Source organism: Rubrivirga sp., from assembly GCF_965213695.1.
GTDB lineage: Bacteria > Bacteroidota > Rhodothermia > Rhodothermales > Rubricoccaceae > Rubrivirga.
On the sequence record NZ_OZ243912.1, the window covers coordinates 1 to 18962 of the forward strand.

The window sequence follows — 18962 nt, forward strand, 5'->3', positions numbered from 1 at the left end:
CCCCTTTCCGCCCTCTGGGCTCCACCCATGACCGCACGCGAGTTCTCCGACCTCTTCAAGCCCTACCTCCCCGTCCGGCGCGTCGCCGAGGCCGCCGGGTTCGCCGAGAACACGTGGTACACCACGGTCACGCGCGGCCGTGAGCTCACGGCCGACGAGCTCGACCGGCTCCGGGCGGCCGTCGAGGCGCACGCCGAGGAGGTTCGCGGGCTGGCGGCGTCTCTGGCGTAGCGTCCCCTCGGGCGGAGTCTGAAAACAAGAGACCCCGGCACGCTGCAACGCACCGGGGTCCCGCACAGAGTCAGGGGCTCGCGCCCCGTCGCTCCACTCCTGCTATGCCTCCGCCGGCCGGGCCGTTCCGCCAGCGGGGAGGACCGGGACGGGCACGGCGCCGGTGAACCCGAGCCGCCGGGCGCCCTCGGCGTAGAGCGCCCACAGGTAGGGCGAGGCGGACGGCTCGACGCCGTAGACCGAGCGGAGCAAGTCGGCGGCCACGTCGGACGCCCGCTCGCCCGCGTACCACTCCGGCACGACGAGGAACCCCTCGACCTCCCGCGCGGCGTCCCTCACGGTCCGGGCCGGGCGGAGAGCCCGCCGACCGTTCATCTCTCGCACGGCGTCGAGGACGGCCTCCGTCGTGGGGGCGACGGTCCCGCAAGTGGACGGCGATTCGGGGGGCGGCATCACGTCGAGTCAGAGAGAGTCAGCACCGAGGCGGGCGACCCTGGCAAGTTATGTTTTCGTCCGGACGAAAACGCTCACGCCGAGGCGACGAGGTCGAGCTCGGCGGGGCTCGGAGTCGAGTCGCCCGCGTGCGCCGGCAGCGGCACTGGCGGACGCGCCGCCGGGTTCGTCTCCAGCAACTCACCGACCGTCTGAGCCTCGGCGCGAGCCTTCCGGCGGCGGCTGATTTCGGCGGCGGCCATCTGCGGGATGTTCGACCCGTGGGTCTTCGTGTGCTTGTCCACCCGACGGCGCTCCTGACGCTCCATCTCTCGGAGCTTGGCGACGGTGGCGACGGCACGGAGGTACCGCGTCTGGGCCGACGTGACCCGCGCGTCGAGCGACTCGATGAGCCGGAGGCTCTCGCCCTTCCCGAGCGACGCCGAGGCCCGCGCCTGCGCGACGTGGAGCGCCAGCTCGGCGAGGGCAGCGAGGCGGCACGCCCCCGCGACGAGGGCGGAGTCCCCAGGCTCGATAAGCGCCTCGGCGTTCCGCTCGCACTCCAGCATCAGGAACGCTTGGGGGACCGGCTGACTCGTGTAGGACCGGGCCACGCACGTCGTCGTCGTGCCCTGCATGGACGGCCCGAACGCCTCCGGCGGGAACGCGGAGAGCGCTTTCCGCAGGTCGACGGCGGCGCGCTCGTCGTCGCCCGCCTCGGCGAGGCGGAGGGCGGCCTCGACGGCCCGGACGTCGGCCTCGTCGGAGCCCACGGGTGGGCGGAACACCTCGCGGCCGTCCATCTCCAGGGCGGTCCCGACCCGCATCCCGTCCGGCTTTGTGGGAAGGGTTGCGCGCGTGTTCGCGCGTTGGGGGGCGGACTTCTTTGCCATGTCTGCGGGGGGGAGTGAGAACGGGGTGAGCGAGGAGCGCCGTCGGCGGCGCCACTCGCCCTTGTGGTCGCGGTAGCCGCAAGCGACGAGGTAAGCGTCGCGGTAGAGCCGGAGACGGCGCTCGGCGTCCCTGAGGGCTCCGAGCGCGTCGTCGATGGGTCCGAGGAGGGACCGGAGCCGGAAGCGCTGGAGGGCGGCGCGTTCGGCGAGGATCTCGTCCGAGCGCGCGAAGAGGGCGGCCGTCTCGCCCGACCCGACGTAGACCGACCGGACACCGTCGGCCGTCCGCTCCTTGCGGTAGTAGTACGGGCCGTGTTCGGCCCCGTCCCGTCCGCTCCGGGTCTCCCAGCCCATCAGGAAGCCTCGCCGGTCTGGCGGTCGGACTCCTCGCGTTGGAACAGGCGCCCGATGTAGGTGAGCGCCGTCAGGGTCTCCAGGAGCGTCCCGATGTGTTCGCCGACCGCCCGGAGCGCCTCCGGGTTCTTCGGGTCGATCTGGCGGGCCTTCTCCAGCATGACGTCGGACAGCTCTTTGACGCGGCCCTGCATCCACGCGCCGAAGTCGCCAGCCCGAACGTCCGGGCACACGGCGCCCGCGTAGCGGCGGAACGTTTCGGAAAGTTCGGAGCCGTTGCGGCGGGTCTCGGCCCGCCAGTTGCGGAGCGAGCGGGACGTGATCCCGAACCGGGCGCACGCGGCGGGATCGCCGTGGAGAGCGGCGTAGAGGACGGCCTGTGCGCGGTCGTCGTTGTCGGGGTGAGGCTTCGCCATCGGCCTATCTCGTTGGGGCGCCGCGCCGCGTTGTGCTACGGTTTCCGTGGCCCCCGCTCGACGTGTCGGCGAGGTCGAAGAGGCCACCCGGCACACTCCGCCCGTACACGAGGCGGAGCGCGTCGCGGCCGTGTTCGTTCGTGCGGCCCTGGTAGCCCGTGAGGCGCCGGGCGACCTCGGCCGACCACTTCTTCCGGCGTGACGGCTCGACGCACTGGAACGGGACGGAGAGCGCCGTGAGGAGCGAGACGTAGAGGTCCGTGAGCCCGTCGACCTGGCCCACGCCCCGGGCGATCCGGTCGCGCTGGCCTCGGTTGGCGCGGCCGTGCCTCGCGTAGAGCGGGAGCGCGCGGGCGTCCTCCAGGTAGGCCCCGGCGAGCCGACCCTCGGCCGCGAGCGCTTCGAGCTGGCGGACGGTCTCCAGCGGCCCGGCCGACGAGACCCCGAGGACGGCGCCGGTGTCGACATCCACGCTGGCGAGCCCGGTCGTCGTGCCGGGGTCGATCCCGACGAGGACGCGGGCGGCGGTCGTGGGTGTGTCTGCGGACACGTCAGGCGTGGGGTTGGTGGGTGAGGGCGCCCGCCAGCTCGCGGATCTCGCCAGCGAGGTAGTCGGCGTGCTCCGGCGTGTGGGCGACCTCGAAGAGGGCGCGGAGCCGGACGGCGGCGGCCCCGAGGCGGTCAGCGTTCCGCTCGCACCATCGTTCCATCTTGTTGAGCTGAATGCGGGCGTCGCGGGGCGTCGGCCGGGGAGCGGGGTCGGTCGGTGTCATGGCTAGAACGGCGGCTCTCCAGCCCACGGGTCGGAGGGGACGGAGAGGTCCGGGGGCGTCGAGGCCCGCCCGTCGCCGACGAACGCCTCGGGGGCAGGGCGCGTGACCTTCCGGTACGTCGTCCGACGGCCCTCCTTCTCCTTGACGACGAGCCCGGCGCTCACCCACGCGGCGGCGCGGCGGAACGCGGTCGCACGGCTCGCGCCGGCCTCGCTGGCGGCGGCCTCCAGCGCGTCGGGGTCGAACTCGTCGGGGAGCCGGTCGAGCAAGTCGCGGTCGGCGGCCGTCGTCCGGTGCGCCCCGCCCGGCGCGTCGTCGCCGTCGAGGGCGTCGCCGGTGCGGTACCTCTCGCTGAACGCCTCGGCGTGACGGAGGGCCGTCTCGACGTAGACGAGCGAGAGGAGGAGGGCCGCCTCGGCGTCGTCGTCGCAGACCGTGAGCGAGGGGGCGGCCGTGAGGTCGACGCCGGCCCCGAAGGCCCGCGATACCGCGAGGGCGGACGCGATCCGGTAGCAAATGACCGGGCCACGCTTGACGGTGGCCGCGAGCGCCGGGTGAGCACGGGCGCCGTTGAACAGCCGGTCGAAGAGGGCGCGGTACGCCTCGTCCATCCGGTCCCATGCCGGGCCGGGGAGGTCGACGTAGAGCGGGGCCGTCCGGCCCTCCGCGTCGACGGGGCGGGCGCTGAGCGCGCGGTGGAGCGCGAGGGCGTCGGCGGCCCGGGCCTCGGTCATCCGGTCGAACTCCCGGTCGGCGCTGGCGCCGCGCTGGCTCTCGTAGCGGAGCGTCGAGCCGAGCCCGTAGAAGATGAACCGGGAGAACAGCCCGTCCTCGACGCCGCGCTCGAACAGCCGCCCGACCTGGTCGAGCGTGCCCGCGAGGAGGACGGCGAGCCGGACGGAGGGGACGACGAGGCGCCCGCCGGTCCGGCGGTTCTCGGCGTGGCGCTCGTTGTGGAACGCCTTGCGGAAGATGGCGGAGAAGCGGCCGTGCTCTTTCCCGTTTGCGTCGGTCACAGTGTCGGCCTCGGTCGAGACGAGCGCGGCCCCCTCGGGGTTGTCGTGGACGGCGTCGACGAGCCCGGCCGAGGTCGTGTCCTCGCCCATCAGCACGTAGCGCGACGGCGGCTCCGGCCCGAGCGGGTCGGTCTCGTCGAGGAGTTGGACCTCGTCCTGGTCGGCCTTCTTGCGGGAGCGCCGGAGCCGGTCACGCTCGGCCTTCTTCGCGGCCCACCCCTCGCGGGCCGTCGTGGAGTCGCGAGTGAGCGCGTCGTCGATCCCGTGGAGCCAGGCGCGGGCGAGCGAGACGACGCCCTTGCCCGACGCGGCCGGGCCGTAGAGGAACGCGAAGAGGTGCGGACTGAGGTACTCGCCCCGGCCGTAGGAGAACCGGACGTGCGGGAGCGCGCCGGAGAGGCAGACGAGGAGCGACGTGAGGAAGGCGTCGCGGACAGCCCACGCCTCGACGCGCCCGACGGCGTCCGCCAGCGCGGGCGGAAGCAGGCCGTAGACCCGCTCCGGGATCGCCACGGGGTCCGTGCCGGATGGGCTGTCCTCCGCCTCGTCGCCGTCACGGGCGAGGGCCGAAGCCGCGAACGAGGGGGCGTCGCGGACGAGGTCCTTGAACGCCTCGACCGACCCGCCCGCATCGAGCCAGTCCGACACGTCGCCCTTGACCGGCATCGGCGACCCGTCCGGGAGCTCCCGCAGGTCGAGGACGGCGACGGACTCGGCGACGCCCTCCAGCGCACGGCAGACGGCCCGGGCGTGGGCACGCCCCGCCGCATCGTTGTCCGGGACGACGACGACGAGCGCGCCCTCCAGCGCGGCCGTGTGGATCGGCTTCCACTTCCCCGCCCCACCGTCGTTGCACGTCGCGACGAGGTCGAGCGAGGCGAGCCGGTCGGCGTCCTTCTCGCCCTCGACGACGAACACGAGCCGCCCGCTGGCGACGGCATCGAGCACGTCGGGGAGCCGGTAGAGCGGACGATCGACGCCCTGGAGGTTGTAGAGCTTCCGGCCCGGCCGGTCGGGATCGTCGCGGCGCTGGGTGAACGCCTTGGCCGTCCCTCGGGCCGGGTGCCCCGTCTTCGGCTCGCGCCGGACCTTCTCGAAGAGAGCCGCGCCGTCGGACGCCTGGTAGACGTACACGGCCGTCTCGTCGTACCCGTCGCGCTTCGGGTCCCACGCGGGCGCGGAACCGTCGCTCGACCCGTCGAAGAGGTCGGAGGGCTTGAGCCCGAGCGCCGAGGTCACGTCCTCGAACGAACACCCGCGCTGGCAGCAGACGAGCGTGCGGCCGTCGTCGCCCTCGGAGAGCGTGAGGCTCGGCGTCGAGTCGTCGTGGGAGGGGCACCGGGCGACGTGGCCCGAACCGGAGCGGCGCGGGGTGTGGCCCGTCCGGGACTCGACGCGGGATAGGATCTCGGCGTAGGTCACAGGAGCCACCCCGCCAGCTCGGCATCTCGGGCGGCATCGACGGCGGCCCGGTGGACCTCGGCGTCGAGGCCGGGGTCGGCGAACCGTACGGCGCGCTCGCCGCGCATCGTCGGCGTGACCACGCGGTCGGCGCGGACGAGGCACGAGAACACGACGCCGTCGACGAGCACGTCCACGGTGACGACTCGGGCGCCCCGCCCCATCCTGAACGAGCCCGTCGCCGAGGCGGAAACGCGCGGCCGGGATGGGGCCTCTGGCGGAAGTGGCTTCCGCCTGTGCCCGCCTCGGTCGACCGAGGCGGGCGGAGTGACGGGGCGGCCCAAGGGGCGCGGGAGGGCCGGGGGGCCGAAGATGCCGGGTCCGGTCATGCCGCCAGCGCCCACGCGCAGTCGAGGCAGACGGATGGCGAGGGCATCGGCCGTTGCACCGAGACCGGCGCCGGGGCGTCGACACTCAGGAAGGTCTCGACGTCGGCCGGGCTGGCGTGGAGGGCCGAGGGGTCGGCGACGGCCGAGGCGAACGCAAGCGAGCCGTCGGGCGCGCGGCCGTAGATGAGCGCTGGCGCTACGGTCGGCGTCGGCGTGTTCGCGCTGGGGGCGCTGCTTCGGGCTGAACCCGCAGCGGTCGGAGACGTATGTTGGAGCACGGTCCATGTGGCTGGGCACCTTTGATGACTTGGCGGTCGAGGTGCCGGTGAACGAATGCGAGCGCGCCCCGCCGGCCTTCGGGCTGACGGGGCGCGCTCGTGTCTATGGGATGGGGTCGCGGGCCGGGATGCGGCCGGCGTCCATGAAGGCGAAGACCTCGGAGGTCTTGTACCGGATCGTCTGCCCCCTCTTGGTGTAGGGGATCTGACGGGTCGACCGGAGGTGCCGGAGCTGTCGCGAGGACAGCCCGGTCTCGGCCTCGACCTGCCCGCCCGTCATGTACTCGCCGAACCGGGAGCGGCGGATGATCTCCGGCATCGTCGCGAGGAGGTCGGCCGACGCGACACGCCCCAATTCCAGGCCGATCTCTGAGACCGGGGCCGGGATGAGGGCGAGGGGTTCGTGGATCTGCATGGGCGGGCGGGCAGGGTTCTCGTTCATCAACATACCGTCTCGTTCGGATCGTGGATCTCGTTCGTTGTCTTCGTTTGGCGCTTCGACCGCCACCCGTAGAAGTGCGAACGAGCCCCCCCGAGGCTCATCTCGGGGGGGCTCGATTTGTGAACGAGGCGCTCGCCAGCGTGAACGAGCGTGCGGAGGACGGGGCTACGTCGCTTTTCGGGGCGAGGTGAGCACGTACGTCAGATCCTCGGGGAGCTCGAAACCACCCTTGATGAGGTTCCTCCGGGCCGTTGCCGTCGACGTGATCATCTTGGCTGCGACGTCTTCGAGGAGCGCGGCCGGGATGTAGGGGCCGTCTCCTCGGAGGAGCTTCATCCTGTAGCGGAGCCGGTCGGGGTTGCCGAGCCCCGTGAGCCGGTTCGCGATCATCACGGCCTCCTCATCGGCTGGCAGACGGGTCGGGACGCCGGATTCGAGGATGAGGTCGGGGCCGACGGGGAAGTCCCGGCCGAGCGGGTTCCGGGGCTGGATGTTGTGCGTGGCGACGTACTCCGCCGCCAGTTGGCGGAGCCGGTGCCGCCAGTAGTCCGGCGACTCGCCGAGCTCGCTCTCCGGGAGCGGGTCGACCTCGGGGATCGTGTAGACGTGGACGTGAGTGGTTCCGCCCCATGTGTGCTCACTCTCCACGAGTTGCTTGCCGCCTCGGGTGTCCTGCACCGGGATGAGCGTGAGGAAGTTGCCGTCGACGACTGTCGCCTCGACGGCATTGGCGAACTGCCCTTCGTCCTCCCACCACCTCTTGAACTCGATCATCCCCCGCTCGACGAAGACGGTCCGGGCCTCCTCGATGGCCTCCCGGATCATCCCTACTACAGTGGGTGCGTCGAGCAACCCGACCTGGAGGAGCTTGAAGATGAGCGCACCGCAGAACGAGTACAGCTCGCGCTGGAACTCCAGGGGGTAGCCCTCCAGGGCGTCTTCCGTCGGCCGCTTGGCGGGGGCGTCACTCATTCCACATGGAGTCGGTGAGCTTGTCGACCGCGCTCCGGTCGAAGCTCGCGAGGTAGGCCTGAGTCGTGGCGAGGTCGGAGTGACCGAGCGCCTTCGAGACAGCGTAGAGGTCGCCCGACTGGCGGGCGAAGTCGGCGAAGCTGTGCCGGGCCACGTGCGACGAGAGGCCCGTCGGGTCCATCTCGGCGAGCTCCGCCAGCTCCTTGAGCAGCTTGTTCACGACGGCCGAGGCGGAGCTGATGCGTCGGCGGAGCCCGGTGGGGTCCGTGTCGTCGCCGCGCTTGAGGAGCGGGACGAGGTACCGGCCGTGCTTCCCCCGGGCCTGGGTGTCGCGGGCCTCGACGGCGGCGGAGAGCCGGGCGACGATCTCCAGCGCGGGCGGCGGGAGCCGGACCGACTGCACGTGCCCCGTCTTCATCATCGTGTAGGCGAGCCGGTCGCCGACGACGTTCTCGGGCGTGAGTTGGAGGGCGTCGGAGACGCGGGCGCCGGCCCCGTAGAACTGGAGGGCAAAGAGGTCGCGGACGGCCGCGAGGCGGGACCCGTCGCGGACCCCGTCGTCGGGGCCGAGCCCGACGAGCTTCCCTACCTCGGCGGGCGTGAGGCGGCGGCGCTCGACGGGCGCAGGCTTCGGGATCTGGAACCGGACAAACGGGTCCGCCCCGGGGTCGAGCTCACCCTCCCGGACCGCCAGCCGGACGACGCGGCGGAGCCGGTCGAACTCCTTTCGGACAGTGTTCGGCCCGTTCTTCTCCTTCGTGCGGAGGTGCGACGCAAAGCGGTCGAGCCGGTCGGGCGTCAGCGCGCCCCACGTGAGAGGCCACCCGAGCGCGGCCGTCAGCTTCCGTTTGAGCGTCCGGTACTTCTTCTCCTCCCACACCTGCCCGCCCCTTTTGAGCCGGTCGAGGTAGCGGTCGAAGAAGGACGAGAGCGAGCCGGACGCCGAGCCGTCGAGGCTGGCGACGACGTCCTCGGCCGAGTCCGCCGTCGTCGCGGCGGCGCGGGCACGGGAGTAGAGGTCGCCGAGCCGGGTGTTGAAGGCGTCCGCCAGCGGGTGCGAGGCCCGGACCTCCTTCCGCTTCTCGTTCCAGTCGCGCGGCTTGACGGCGACGCCGGTGCCGGTGTAGAACCGGGAGCGCCGGGCGTGGGTGACGCGGAGCCACACCGGGGCCTCCCCGTTGTCGCGGGACTTGGATGGGCGGAGGACGAGGGCGACGGTGGGCGCGGGCATCGGTCTCAGGCGCAGCGCCCCCCGGCCCTTCTCTCAGGACACACCCCCTCCAGGGTAGTAGTAGAGGGGGGTACTACTACTCTCTCTCTCCGATACGTCTCACGTGTCTCAGGTCTCAGCGTCTCATTCGCGCGTACGCGCGCGCGCACGAGGGAGAGAGAGCGGGCGCCCCTGGCTGAGACCGAGCCCGGTACAACATGGGTACAACGATCTGCGTCACGGGGCGTCATTCGGGGCGGCAAGGAGAGGCGCTAAAGGGGCGGGAAACGCGGTTTGCGGCGTCGTCCGTCGCAATCTACGCCAAGCCGCGACAGGAACTCAGGTCCAGTAGAGCCCACCCGAACCGCTCCAAAACCGGTCCCTGCAACCCGAAGAGGCCGGTTTCGTTTTTTGTGGTATCACGATGGGTACCACTTTTTCCCGAGAACCCTCGGCGCCCTCCCCCGCCGGTGCTCCCGCCCCGCTGGCGGCGGAGCCGAGTGCGGCTGAGGTCAAAGACGCGCTCGCCGACCGGCGCGTCCGGCGGGCGGTCGCGGTCGTAGTCCGGGACCGGCGGATGCGGACAGCGTTCCGACGGCTCCGGTCGGGCGGCGCGACGGTCGACGACGCCGTCCGCCAGCTCGTCGGGCCGTACGCCGACGCTGAGGGGCGGCCGTACTACCTGAGCGAGGAGCGCGTCCGGTCCATCGTGTACGCGAGCGAGGACTGATTGGACTCCCGTGAGGTTGAGCAGACGACCTGGACCGGCATGAGAGGGAGGCCGAGGTTGAGCGCTCCCCCACCCCCCAGACAGACCCATGGCCATCCTCGACCGAGGCATCCTCGGCGGCGGGCGCAACGCCGTCGGCACCGTCGTCATGACCAAGTGGCGCGGGAAGGACGTGATCCGTGCCCGCGTCACGCCGACAAACCCCCAGACCGCTGCGCAGACGACCCAGCGCGACTTGTTCGCCCAACTCACGCGCGCGGGCTCCTCACTCATGGACGGGTTCGTCCGGCCGTACTGGCGCCGGTTCGCACGCTCCGGCCGGAACGCGACGACAGCGTTCAACGAGTTCGTCCGGGCCAACGTCCGCGTCATGCGCTCGGACGCCGTGCCGGGCACCGACGCCGGCACGTTCGACGCGGCCCAGATGCTCCTCACGCGGGGCGGCCTCGCGCCAGCCGAGCCGACGAGCCTCGCCGACGACGGCGCGGGCGCGACGCTCGTGACGTGGGACCCCGCCGGCGGCCAGCCCGACGACGCCATCGCCGTCGTCGTAGCCGGGCCGGACGGGGCGGCCGTCGACATCATCACCGGGCTGACCCGGGCCGACGGTCAGGCGGCGCTCGGCGTCCCGTTCGCCGACCGGGCCATGTACGCGGTCCACGTCGTGCCGTACCGGCCGGTGGCCGGCGGCGAGCCGAAGCTGGCCTTCCACGGCTCGGTCCGCTACGACGCCGACGCTGCGGCCGACGTCGTCGTGAGCGGCGCGAGCAAGCGGGCCGCGTTCCAGGCCGCCCGGGACGGCGACGCCGGTCCGGTCCCGGACGAGGCCGGCGCGCTCGTCTAGCCGCGGGCTGGCGCTACGCGCGGACGCCACGCGCTCACCCGAGGCGCCGGCCCCGTTCTCGCTCGCTCCGACCGCCCTCCAGTAGGAGTTGGTCAGGAGCGAACTGGGAGCGGGGCCGGCGTCGTCTCCGACTGGGCCGATGGACCCGAACGCTCACAATCACCCCGTCGAGAGCTGGCTCGCGCGGAACGCGCTCCACCTCGCCGTCGCGCTCCTCGTCGCCCTCTTCGGATGGAGCGCGAACCGGACGCTCGACGAGGTGGCCGAGGACATCGCCGTCAACACGGCCCGCCTCGAACGGCTCGGCGACTCACTGAATGGGGTCCTCGTGCAGCAGGCGAGCCACGAGCGGCGGATCGAGCACGCCGAGCGCCGGATCGACCAGCTCGAGGCCCGACTCGAACGGTAGCGCGGCCGGATCGCTGACTCTCTCACTCAACCCCACCAGACCGATGAAGGCCGAGAAGTTCTTGGGCGCGCTGCTCCTCGCGACGGGGACGGCCGTCTACGCCACGTTCACCGACGGTGGGGCCGGGGTCGTCACTCCGGTCGAGCTCTCCGGGTTCGCGGCGGGCCTGCTCAAGGCGGCGCTGGCCGTCGGGCTGTTCTGGGCGTTCGACCGGTACGTCCTGGACGAAGTCGACACCGTGGCAGAGCTGAAGGCGGGGAACGTGGCGTACGCACTCGCGCTTCTCGCGCTGGCGGTCCTGCTCTCGGCGACCGTGGCCACGGCGCAGTCGGCGAGTGTGCTACCCACGGCGACGGAGACGGACAGCGAGGCGGCGTGCCGGTGCGTCTGCTCGTGCGCGCCGCCAGCGGCCGGCGAGTCAGGCCACGAACTCCCTGGGACTGCGCGAATGCGGCCGGCCCACCTCGACACGGCGCTCGCCTACGTCGGGACCGTCGAGCGCGGTGGGGCCAACCGGGGGCTGCGAGTCGAGCGGTTCCTCCGCTCGGTTGGGCTCGGGCCGGGGCAGCCGTGGTGCGCGGCCTACGTCTCGTACGTGCTCGACGCGGCCGGCGTCCGGGCGCCGCTCGACGGACGGCGGCGCATGATCCGGTCGGGCCTCGCGGCCCGGTTCATCACGGCCCGGTCGATCCGGGCGAGCGAGGCGCTCCGGGGCGCGAAGCCGGTGCCGCCGGGGGCCGTCGTGGTCTGGCGGAAGGGGAACGGGCCGTTCGGGCACGCGGGGTTCGCGTTGGCCTGGAACGGCGCGAGCGGCGAGACAGTCGAGGGGAACACGTCGCCGGGCCGGGCGGGGAGCCAGCGCGACGGGGACGGGGTGTGGCGGCGCCAGCGGCGGATCGCGCCGGGGAGCTACTTCCGGATCGTCAGCTTCACACCGGTCGACCCGTCCCACTGGTGGTGAGGGTTGGGCCGCTAGGCTTCTCGGGAGGCCAGTTTGTTTATCCTCTTCAGGACGACAAAAAGGTTCAGTACAAAGTGAGCCGAGAGGTAGAGAGCTACCGCGTCCCAGAACGACGAAATTCCCTCCATCACGACAGGAGGCAAGTGGAAGAGCGGCCGGGCGACCGGACTCCCGCTCAACACCAGCGCGGCGAGGAGGACGACTGCGACGAGAGCGATGAGGATGCAGTACGAGAGGGTCGCGTAGGTCTCCTTGCGGAGCCGAGCGGTATGCCCCGTCCCCTCCGGCCGCTTGATCACGTCGAGAAGCAGGATGAGTAGGTTGAATAGGAAACCGGCAAGGACGGCGAACGCACCGAGAAGCGCCGACGCTGGTACATCGCCAATGGATAGGCCAACCCAGCCCGCCAGCCCAGCGAGGAGGGCAGGCAGTCCATACAAGACCCCGACCGTCCACCAATCGCGAGGGCCGTCACGCGTCGCGTCTAGGTAGGACGCGGTGTCCATGATCTGGAGGGTTCGCCAGTGCTCCCGTACGATCTCGACGACGGAGAACTTCCCGAACCAGTCATTGAGAAGGGTCATCTTGGTCGAGACCGGCCATCCCGAGCTGGCGCATGAAGTCGCCCGCGAGGTTCTGGGCGACAACGTCAACCGAGGTGAATGTAGGGTTCTGGCCCTCGTCGAAGGTGAGGTCATCGGTGACCTCGAGCGAGTTGGGGAAGCGGTTGAAGTCGTCAAGATGCACGCGCTTCGTCGAGCCGCCGAACTCCAACTCGACGGAGACGCCAGAGAGGTCGGGCTCCTGAAGAGCCGTGACCTCCGTGTACCGCTTCCCGTTGATGATCTCGTTGAGGAAGCGGGGTGTGCGAAACCTGCTGCCCCGCTTTGGACGGAGCACCTCATAGAAGGTCCCCACTTGCTCTGCCAACCCTCCGTCAGTCCCGAGTATGTCAGTCCGGTCCGACGGGAGCCGAAATCGCTTGAGGCGGATCTCGGTCAGATCTCCTTCTTCGAGGAACCGCTTGAGAATCTCTCGGGGGATAAGCTTCGAGACCTCTACGACGTAGAGCGGGTGCCGGCCTCTGAACCACGCCCGGAGACTATCCCGGAGCGGATTGAGCACGCTCCGGTTTCCGATTTTGTGGAGCATGACGACGGCTCGCGTCGCATTGCTCGGCGCGTCGAACCGGACGTAGTGCTTGAAAAGATCAGCCTTGGTTGGCGATTTTTCTTCTTCGTGGCCGGACTCGACGTCGAACAGGCTCGATGCGATTCCATACTCGCCCGCTTTCAGCTGGACACAGACCGAGTCGGGCGTCTCTCGGACAGTCCCGTGGTGACGGAGCACCCGCTGGCGACGAGCGTCATGGGTTCCAGTCGCCTGGATTTGGTAGAACATCCGAGCGATTTCGGAGACGGCCGAGGTATTGCCGTCGAAAGCCTGGATGGGAAGTCGGGTGTCGATTCCGCGCTCGCGGATTGTGAACTCGTAGGGTTGGAGGAAATGACGAGGCACGGGGTCCGGGGCAGTGTGGATTGATATAGAGCCAGAGACGGAGCAGGGCGGGCACCTTGAATCAGGTGCCCACCCTGTGTTCGGGCCGGCGATGTCAATCGGCCTTCTTCTTACCGAGGCGGCCGACTCGCTGAGAAATGACGGCCTCTTCGGCGATGAGCCCCATGAGCCCGATGGTGAGCGCCTCTTCGTTGCGGTAGCTCTTGTTGAGTTCCTGCTCCGGAATCTCTTTAGTGAGCCGCTGAGCGTGAGCCACCTTGCACGCAGCGACCTCGCCGAAGACCTGCTTCACGATGCCGGCTACCTCCTCGTGAAGGACCTCGGGGTACCGCTCCTGATGGTACTCGATGACCTCCTGAAGGATGCCGCTGTCGAGGTTGATGTAGACCGTGGGGCCTTCGGGGTCGTTCGGGATGTACGTGGCGAGGTGCCAGTCCTTCTCGAAGTCGTCGGCCCGGCGGAAGGCGTAGCGCGGCACATCGACCGGCCGCTCGCGCTCTCGGCCGTTGAGGGGGCCGGCGTCAGTCGTGGTCCGGAGACGGACCTTCTTCGTGCTCCGGCTACCCTGGCGAGACCGCGACCGGCCTCCGCCCCCACCACCTGGCGGTGCGTCGTTCATGTCCTCCTCGCCGGTAGGAGGTGCGACTTCCTTATCGCCCTTCCCATTGGGCGAGACGACGAGTTTCCGCGTTGTCCAGCGGTCACCGAACTTGTCCTGGAGCCGCTTGCGGTACTCGTCGTCGTCGATGGAACCGGCTAGGTCGCCGCGAGCAGCCATGACGGCCTCGCGGATTGGCTCGGGCATGACCTCGGCGAACTCATAGCCCCAGTCGGAGAGCGGGACCTCAACCCCCTTCTCGCCGTCGCCCGTGAAGATGAGACGGCTCCGGCTCTGGTCCGGGTGGACGCCCCACTTCATCCCGTCGTGCTTGAAGTGCCGGGGCTCGAGGATGATCGTGACGCGGTCCTGGACCGTCTTCTCGATGATCCCGAACCACCGGAACTCGATCTTCCGCGACGTCACGTGGAAGAGCTCGCCGTTGTAGCGGATGGCGATGTAGCCGTTCTGCTTGGCGTAGGGGCCAATGTTCGGGCGGTCGCCCTCCCAGAGATACCACTCGGCCTCGACCCGCTCCTCGTCGAGGAGGAGGAGCCCGCAGTCGGCCAGCTTCCCGCCGCCCCGGTCCTCGGTGATGTAGCTCTGGCTCCGAGGGCCCGGCGGTTCTGAACCCGAGCCTCGCCGTCGCCCGCGTCGGCGCTGCTGGGGCTCGCGGGCCACAGGTTTTTTTGGGACTTCGAGAACTCGGTGACGACCTTCCGGCCTGCGCTGCACTCAGACATGAAACATCCTCTCGTTGAAACTCTCGGGCGCGGTTGGAGCCGCCAGCTTGGTGAGCTCTTCGGCTCCGCCGAGTCAAGCATCACCGTCTCGTCGGCGTACATCACGAAAGCGGGAGTTCAGTTTCTCGTCGCACATGGCGGGGCGGTCCTCAGCCGCGGTCAAGTTACGGTCCTCACGGATCTGTCTCCCGTCCACGCTGCGCAGGGATCGACCGACCCCGAGGCGCTGATCGGACTCTACGCCGCTGCCGAGAGCGTCCGCCTCATTCACCTTCCGCGACTGCACGGGAAGGTCTACGTCGCTGACGAGGGGCAAGCCATCGTCACGTCGGGCAACCTCACCGCTGGCGGCCTCCGCCTCAACTACGAGTACGGGCTCCGCCTGCTCGACGCCCGACTGGCGGCCGACGTGCGGCGCGACGTGCTCGACTACGCTGCGCTCGGATCGGACCTCGGGGCGGCCGACTTGGCCGAGCTTCGGAAGCACACGCTCGACGCGAGGGCGGCGCTTGCGGAGGCTCGGACGCCCGCGCCTGCGCAGGAACGGTTCGACAACGCCGTCCGCCAAGCAAAGGACGTGCTCGTCCGCGGCTATGCCCGAGGCGAGCCCATCCACACCGCATTCGCCCGCACGGTGCTCTACGTCCTCAGACGTGAGGGACCCATGACGACGCGAGAGCTCCACCGGCACGTTCAGGAGATTCATCCCGACCTCTGCGACGACGAGAACCGCGTGATCGAGGGCGAGAACTTCGGCCGTAAGTGGAAGCACGCCGTCCGCACGGCGCAACAGCGACTCAAGCAGCGAGGGCAGATCGAGCGCGACGACGATGGCCGCTGGCGGACTTCGAGCGAGACCGCCAGCTAACCTGCGGGCTCGGAGGCTGCGCGGCGTAGGGCTCGGTCCGGTTCGTTTCGAACTCGGCAAAAAGGTTCCGGCGCTTGCGGGCCGAAGCGGCCCTTCGCACCCTTGACGTACTCCTCGGAGAGCTCGCAGCAGATCCACCGGCGGCCCATCTGCTCGGCGACCTCGCCCGTCACGCAGCTTCCAGCGAACGGGTCGAGCACCACGTCGCCCTGGTCCGTCAGCATCCGGATGAAGAAGGCTGGCAGGACGGACGGGAACTGGGCTGGGTGGATGGGCACGTCGTTCTCAGTGCAGTACTGCCGGTATGCACTGTTCCCCTTCGTGTTCGCCGCTGCGATCAGGTTGTGCGGGATACTGCCGCCGTGTTGGGCCAGGAAGCTCGTCTCGCCGGGCTTGTGCCCCCCAGAGCGGCGCTTCGTGTTGTAGCTCCCCCTCTCGACCATCTCGTTCATGCTGTCGGAGTATGGTTGGAGCACGCGCTTGTTCGAAGCTCGCGGGAACGGCGTCCTCGACAGCCACCAGACGCAGTTGACCGAGTCCTTGACCCGGATGCGGCGGACGTTGACCCACTCGGCGGGGAGCGGCAGCTTGGCGGGGTTCCACCAGTAGAACTCCTGGGCGAGGTAGAACCCGAACCCTCGGCACAGCCGGCTCAGCAGCTCGAAATGGTAGAGGCTCCGTGTCGGCCTCCCCTTCTGCCACGCCCCTCCGATGTCGATGACGAGGCTGCCGGTCTCCTTGAGCACCCGGCGCATTCCGTACGCGAACTGGTCGAACCAGTCGAGGTACTCGTCGGCGTCCTCGTTCCCGTACGCTTTCTTCCGAACGAGTCCGAACGGCGGGCTCGTCATGATGAGGTCGACACTCTCGGGGTCGAGATGGTCGGCCATGAGTGCGGCCGAGTCTCCGTGATAGAGGGTGCCGGTTCCTCCCGGTCGCTCGAAAGCGATGGATGGCGGGTCACCGCTGAACTGCGGACTCCACGTGTCCTTCCGGGGGACGTGCGCGTGGCCGTCCCGGTACATCCTGTGGAGGGCGAGGAGGTACTCCCCGGCGTCGGCGTAACCGAGTTCTGCGGCGGCGGCCTTGACGTCGTCGAGGTGAGCATCGAGGCTCGTCGCCTCTCCGTTGAGCCGCTCGATGACGTCGGGTGCCTGTTTCACGGTGTTTCGTCTGTTTCGCAACTGTTGCTCTCAAGATACCGGCCAGGGCACACGCAGCGCCCCGGCCGAGCGGGGTCAATACTCCTCTGGACGGAGAACGGTGGTTGTGGAGCGGTTGGCCTCAGTGATGATCCAGAGCCGCCCGCCGGGCGTGTCGTAGGCCGATAGGAGCCGGGCCGGGCACGCCGGGTCGAGCGCGAGGTCGTTCGCCAGCGCATCGTCGCGGCAGAGGTCGCCCCAGTCGCCGGCGCGGTGGCGCCGGAGGAGCGCGCGAACGTCGACACCGTGCTCGTGGGCGAGGGCGAGCGCACCGGGCGTGGCGACGATGAGGCCTAGTGCGAAGCGTGGTGGGTGGAGCCTATAAACGCGGGCATGCTCGCGGACAGAGCCACCGGGGAGCGGGCCGCCGTAGACGAGACCAGGCCAGCCGATGCCGTCGCACGCCTCGCAGGGCTCGACGCCTTCGTAGGCGACGCGGCCGGTGTCGGGGTCGCGCTCGCGGTAGTGGACCTCGCCAGCGCCTTTGCAGAAGGGGCAGGCGGCCGGCGAGATCCGGGCGGATTCGGAGGGGCGGGGAAGCTTGCGGGCAGGGGAAGCCATGATGGAAGAGAGGGGTGCCCCGCTGGCGACGGCTGCCGCAGCGGGAGGGTGAGGGGCTACGCGGCGAGGCGGACAGCAGCGGAGGTCGAGCGCTGGGCGTCGCGGGCGCGCCAGGCGGCGGCGATGACGCTGTGCAGCTGGGCCTCGCGGGCGGGCGTGACCGAGACCATGCAGAGCTCGAGCTCGCGGAGGGCGTCGTAGGCGCGGGGGTCGCGGTCGCGGTAGACGACGAGGACGCGGCCGGGCCGGTCGAGGTCGGTGACGGTGAACCCGTCGCGGAAGAGGCGTTCGAAGCGGATGCGCATGGCTGCAGGGGATGTGAGTGAGACAACCACCCCGAGGCGGGACCGAGAGGCCCAGCGCCCGGGGGCTGGAAGCCCCGCATTCGCGCGCGGAGGGCGGAGGCCAGGGCCGCGCGGAGCCGCCCGGACGGCCGCTCGTCGGCAGGAGGACGGCGAGCACGGAGCGGAGGCGTCAGCCGGAGCGGCCCTTGTCGCAGCCCGGAGAGGCCGGCAGGCCGTCGCGCCTACCTTGCGTGAGCCCCCGGGCGCACCCCCCGAGACCGCGGCCGCAGGCCGCACCGTAGTCCGCCCGACCAGAGGGCGGAGCCCGACGGGAGGCCAGCCCTCGGCGCACTGCGCCGGGACCGTCAGGGCCGGGCGCCGTCGTCCCGCCGGCCTACGACGGACGGCACAGAGCCGAGCGGCCCGGCCGGACGGGCGGGCGGCGAGGCGAACCGGTCAGCGTCAGCCTGAGGGCGGGGCGGGAGCGTCCGCGCCGCCAGCGGGGTCTCGGCACGACGCCGGGGCTCACCGAGGCGAGCGGCCCGGCCTCGAGCGGCACGCCGAGCCGGGGGGCGTCGGCTTCACCTGCTACGCGGCCTTGGGGTAGTAGACGACCTTCCCGACGAACCTCACGACGGCGATCCCGCCGGTCCCCGTCCGGTACGTGTTCTCGGTGTCGGCGTCGCGGACCGGCGTGAGCGTCTCGGGCTCGTAGTCCGGGTTGTACGGGAGGAACCGGAGCGTCCCGTCGGCGAGCCGCTGGACGCGCTTGACGACGTGGGCCTCGTCGATGGCCACGAGGTAGAGGCCGTCGCCGACGTGTTCCTCGACGGGGACGTAGACGGCGCGCGTGTTGGGTGGGATCTCGGGGACGAGCGAGTCGCCGATGATGGTGCACGACCGGAAGCGGTCGGGGTCCATCCCTGTGAGCCGGGCCAGCTCGGTCCGCGAGTACGGGTCACGCTCGAGCGCGGCAACAACGTGGCCGTGGCCGTCGCCGTTGACGTACCCCTCCTCGACGGACCGCGCGCCCTGGGCGTAGCCGTCGCGCGGGATGAGGACGACCTCGGCCGGGAGAGCGGGCGAGGCCGCCGACACGTCGGCCCATGCGAGACCGAGCGTGTCGAGGACGCGGGCGGCCGTCTCGCGCGACGGCGTGAGCGCGCCGGAGAGGTAGCGGGAGACCGACGAGCGCGAGACGTCGGCGGCGCGGGCGAGGTCGGCCTGGGAGAGGTCCTGCTCGGCGAGCGCGGCCGAGACGGCGGCGGCGAAGCGGTCGGGGTCGATGGGCGAGCCGTCGGGGGCGGTCGGCGTGGCGGGGCCGGAGGAGCGGGGCACGGGAGGCGCGGGCGGGTTCGACAAGCACTGTTGCGCAAGCATGAAACGTTGCGTAACGTTCGCTCACGTGACCAGCAGCGACGCAACATACCTCACGTG

General features: G+C 70.7%; 23 protein-coding genes. 6 read left to right on the top strand and 17 right to left on the bottom strand.

What is annotated here, in order from left to right; genetic code table 11:
• The first annotated feature begins 27 nt into the window (after positions 1-27).
• The gene (locus tag ACOOHE_RS00005; protein ID WP_420455747.1) at positions 28-231 is read left to right on the top strand and encodes a hypothetical protein; all 204 of its coding nucleotides are present in this window, start codon (positions 28-30) and stop codon (positions 229-231) included.
• A gap of 102 nt (positions 232-333) precedes the next feature.
• Here the strand turns inward: ACOOHE_RS00005 and ACOOHE_RS00010 are convergent, their stop codons facing one another.
• The 10 genes from ACOOHE_RS00010 to ACOOHE_RS00055 all read right to left on the bottom strand — a co-directional run bounded on the left by ACOOHE_RS00010 (position 334) and on the right by ACOOHE_RS00055 (position 8828).
• On the bottom strand, positions 334-684 hold the full coding sequence (locus ACOOHE_RS00010) for a hypothetical protein (protein ID WP_420455748.1): 351 nt from the start codon (positions 682-684) through the stop codon (positions 334-336).
• 74 nt (positions 685-758) lie between these two features.
• Positions 759-1910 carry a hypothetical protein gene (locus ACOOHE_RS00015; RefSeq protein WP_420455749.1) on the bottom strand — a complete coding sequence of 384 codons (1152 nt, stop codon included), beginning with the start codon at positions 1908-1910 and terminating at the stop codon, positions 759-761.
• Complete coding sequence (locus ACOOHE_RS00020; protein ID WP_420455750.1) at positions 1910-2326, bottom strand: hypothetical protein; 417 nt, start codon at positions 2324-2326, stop codon at positions 1910-1912. The genes ACOOHE_RS00015 and ACOOHE_RS00020 overlap by 1 nt, the downstream gene beginning before the upstream one ends.
• A gap of 4 nt (positions 2327-2330) precedes the next feature.
• The gene (locus ACOOHE_RS00025) at positions 2331-2876 is read right to left on the bottom strand and encodes a hypothetical protein (protein ID WP_420455751.1); all 546 of its coding nucleotides are present in this window, start codon (positions 2874-2876) and stop codon (positions 2331-2333) included.
• A 1-nt stretch (position 2877) separates the two neighbouring features.
• The gene (locus ACOOHE_RS00030; RefSeq protein WP_420455752.1) at positions 2878-3099 is read right to left on the bottom strand and encodes a hypothetical protein; all 222 of its coding nucleotides are present in this window, start codon (positions 3097-3099) and stop codon (positions 2878-2880) included.
• Between the two features lie 2 nt (positions 3100-3101).
• Entirely contained in the window at positions 3102-5537 is a 2436-nt protein-coding gene (locus ACOOHE_RS00035; RefSeq protein WP_420455753.1) for a DUF3987 domain-containing protein, read from the bottom strand.
• Positions 5534-5713 carry a hypothetical protein gene (locus ACOOHE_RS00040; RefSeq protein ID WP_420455754.1) on the bottom strand — a complete coding sequence of 60 codons (180 nt, stop codon included), beginning with the start codon at positions 5711-5713 and terminating at the stop codon, positions 5534-5536. The genes ACOOHE_RS00035 and ACOOHE_RS00040 overlap by 4 nt, the downstream gene beginning before the upstream one ends.
• A gap of 573 nt (positions 5714-6286) precedes the next feature.
• The gene (locus ACOOHE_RS00045) at positions 6287-6598 is read right to left on the bottom strand and encodes a helix-turn-helix domain-containing protein (RefSeq protein ID WP_420455755.1); all 312 of its coding nucleotides are present in this window, start codon (positions 6596-6598) and stop codon (positions 6287-6289) included.
• A gap of 192 nt (positions 6599-6790) precedes the next feature.
• Entirely contained in the window at positions 6791-7597 is an 807-nt protein-coding gene (locus ACOOHE_RS00050; RefSeq protein ID WP_420455756.1) for a hypothetical protein, read from the bottom strand.
• Positions 7590-8828: a tyrosine-type recombinase/integrase gene (locus tag ACOOHE_RS00055; protein ID WP_420455757.1), complete on the bottom strand. Its 1239-nt coding sequence runs from the start codon at positions 8826-8828 to the stop codon at positions 7590-7592. Before ACOOHE_RS00055 ends, ACOOHE_RS00050 begins: the two co-directional genes overlap by 8 nt.
• Before the next feature lie 556 nt (positions 8829-9384).
• Between ACOOHE_RS00055 and ACOOHE_RS00060 the strand changes: the two genes are divergently transcribed.
• The 4 genes from ACOOHE_RS00060 to ACOOHE_RS00075 all read left to right on the top strand — a co-directional run bounded on the left by ACOOHE_RS00060 (position 9385) and on the right by ACOOHE_RS00075 (position 11751).
• Positions 9385-9537, top strand: a complete 153-nt coding sequence (locus ACOOHE_RS00060; protein WP_420455758.1) for a hypothetical protein — start codon at positions 9385-9387, stop codon at positions 9535-9537.
• Between the two features lie 88 nt (positions 9538-9625).
• Positions 9626-10381: a DUF6266 family protein gene (locus ACOOHE_RS00065; protein WP_420455759.1), complete on the top strand. Its 756-nt coding sequence runs from the start codon at positions 9626-9628 to the stop codon at positions 10379-10381.
• 139 nt (positions 10382-10520) lie between these two features.
• Positions 10521-10790 carry a hypothetical protein gene (locus ACOOHE_RS00070; protein ID WP_420455760.1) on the top strand — a complete coding sequence of 90 codons (270 nt, stop codon included), beginning with the start codon at positions 10521-10523 and terminating at the stop codon, positions 10788-10790.
• A gap of 43 nt (positions 10791-10833) precedes the next feature.
• Positions 10834-11751: a CHAP domain-containing protein gene (locus ACOOHE_RS00075; protein WP_420455761.1), complete on the top strand. Its 918-nt coding sequence runs from the start codon at positions 10834-10836 to the stop codon at positions 11749-11751.
• Between the two features lie 11 nt (positions 11752-11762).
• On the opposite strand, the gene ACOOHE_RS00080 is transcribed toward ACOOHE_RS00075, so the two are convergent.
• From ACOOHE_RS00080 to ACOOHE_RS00090, 3 genes are all read right to left on the bottom strand, one after another.
• Positions 11763-12335: a hypothetical protein gene (locus ACOOHE_RS00080; protein WP_420455762.1), complete on the bottom strand. Its 573-nt coding sequence runs from the start codon at positions 12333-12335 to the stop codon at positions 11763-11765.
• Positions 12319-13269, bottom strand: coding sequence for a hypothetical protein (locus ACOOHE_RS00085; RefSeq protein ID WP_420455763.1), 951 nt, complete (start codon positions 13267-13269; stop codon positions 12319-12321). Before ACOOHE_RS00085 ends, ACOOHE_RS00080 begins: the two co-directional genes overlap by 17 nt.
• Positions 13270-13363: 94 nt before the next feature.
• Positions 13364-14548 (bottom strand): hypothetical protein, encoded by a 1185-nt coding sequence (locus ACOOHE_RS00090; protein WP_420455764.1) that lies wholly within the window; start codon positions 14546-14548, stop codon positions 13364-13366.
• A gap of 60 nt (positions 14549-14608) precedes the next feature.
• On the opposite strand from ACOOHE_RS00090, the gene ACOOHE_RS00095 reads away from it, so the two are divergent.
• Complete coding sequence (locus ACOOHE_RS00095) at positions 14609-15478, top strand: phospholipase D-like domain-containing protein (RefSeq protein WP_420455765.1); 870 nt, start codon at positions 14609-14611, stop codon at positions 15476-15478.
• Here the strand turns inward: ACOOHE_RS00095 and ACOOHE_RS00100 are convergent.
• The 4 genes from ACOOHE_RS00100 to ACOOHE_RS00115 all read right to left on the bottom strand — a co-directional run bounded on the left by ACOOHE_RS00100 (position 15475) and on the right by ACOOHE_RS00115 (position 18863).
• The gene (locus tag ACOOHE_RS00100; protein ID WP_420455766.1) at positions 15475-16662 is read right to left on the bottom strand and encodes a DNA-methyltransferase; all 1188 of its coding nucleotides are present in this window, start codon (positions 16660-16662) and stop codon (positions 15475-15477) included. The two genes, ACOOHE_RS00095 and ACOOHE_RS00100, sit on opposite strands and share 4 nt — an antisense overlap.
• Positions 16663-16716: 54 nt before the next feature.
• Positions 16717-17241 carry a hypothetical protein gene (locus ACOOHE_RS00105; protein WP_420455767.1) on the bottom strand — a complete coding sequence of 175 codons (525 nt, stop codon included), beginning with the start codon at positions 17239-17241 and terminating at the stop codon, positions 16717-16719.
• A 56-nt stretch (positions 17242-17297) separates the two neighbouring features.
• Positions 17298-17546 carry a hypothetical protein gene (locus ACOOHE_RS00110; RefSeq protein WP_420455768.1) on the bottom strand — a complete coding sequence of 83 codons (249 nt, stop codon included), beginning with the start codon at positions 17544-17546 and terminating at the stop codon, positions 17298-17300.
• A 567-nt stretch (positions 17547-18113) separates the two neighbouring features.
• A complete protein-coding gene (locus ACOOHE_RS00115; RefSeq protein ID WP_420455769.1) occupies positions 18114-18863 on the bottom strand; it encodes a LexA family transcriptional regulator in 750 nt (249 codons plus the stop codon).
• Positions 18864-18962: the final 99 nt, after the last annotated feature.

Excerpts from the sequence above, each read along its gene's own strand:
- ACOOHE_RS00015 (WP_420455749.1), bottom strand. The coding sequence starts at position 1,910 with ATGGGCTGGGAGACCCGGAGCGGACGGGACGGGGCCGAACACGGCCCG.
- ACOOHE_RS00105 (WP_420455767.1), bottom strand. The coding sequence starts at position 17,241 with ATGGCTTCCCCTGCCCGCAAGCTTCCCCGCCCCTCCGAATCCGCCCGG.
- ACOOHE_RS00010 (WP_420455748.1), bottom strand. The coding sequence starts at position 684 with ATGCCGCCCCCCGAATCGCCGTCCACTTGCGGGACCGTCGCCCCCACG.
- ACOOHE_RS00075 (WP_420455761.1), top strand. The coding sequence starts at position 10,834 with ATGAAGGCCGAGAAGTTCTTGGGCGCGCTGCTCCTCGCGACGGGGACG.
- ACOOHE_RS00020 (WP_420455750.1), bottom strand. The coding sequence starts at position 2,326 with ATGGCGAAGCCTCACCCCGACAACGACGACCGCGCACAGGCCGTCCTC.
- ACOOHE_RS00070 (WP_420455760.1), top strand. The coding sequence starts at position 10,521 with ATGGACCCGAACGCTCACAATCACCCCGTCGAGAGCTGGCTCGCGCGG.
- ACOOHE_RS00080 (WP_420455762.1), bottom strand. The coding sequence starts at position 12,335 with ATGACCCTTCTCAATGACTGGTTCGGGAAGTTCTCCGTCGTCGAGATC.
- ACOOHE_RS00045 (WP_420455755.1), bottom strand. The coding sequence starts at position 6,598 with ATGCAGATCCACGAACCCCTCGCCCTCATCCCGGCCCCGGTCTCAGAG.
- ACOOHE_RS00050 (WP_420455756.1), bottom strand. The coding sequence starts at position 7,597 with ATGAGTGACGCCCCCGCCAAGCGGCCGACGGAAGACGCCCTGGAGGGC.
- ACOOHE_RS00110 (WP_420455768.1), bottom strand. The coding sequence starts at position 17,546 with ATGCGCATCCGCTTCGAACGCCTCTTCCGCGACGGGTTCACCGTCACC.
- ACOOHE_RS00065 (WP_420455759.1), top strand. The coding sequence starts at position 9,626 with ATGGCCATCCTCGACCGAGGCATCCTCGGCGGCGGGCGCAACGCCGTC.
- ACOOHE_RS00005 (WP_420455747.1), top strand. The coding sequence starts at position 28 with ATGACCGCACGCGAGTTCTCCGACCTCTTCAAGCCCTACCTCCCCGTC.
- ACOOHE_RS00030 (WP_420455752.1), bottom strand. The coding sequence starts at position 3,099 with ATGACACCGACCGACCCCGCTCCCCGGCCGACGCCCCGCGACGCCCGC.
- ACOOHE_RS00060 (WP_420455758.1), top strand. The coding sequence starts at position 9,385 with ATGCGGACAGCGTTCCGACGGCTCCGGTCGGGCGGCGCGACGGTCGAC.
- ACOOHE_RS00095 (WP_420455765.1), top strand. The coding sequence starts at position 14,609 with ATGAAACATCCTCTCGTTGAAACTCTCGGGCGCGGTTGGAGCCGCCAG.
- ACOOHE_RS00055 (WP_420455757.1), bottom strand. The coding sequence starts at position 8,828 with ATGCCCGCGCCCACCGTCGCCCTCGTCCTCCGCCCATCCAAGTCCCGC.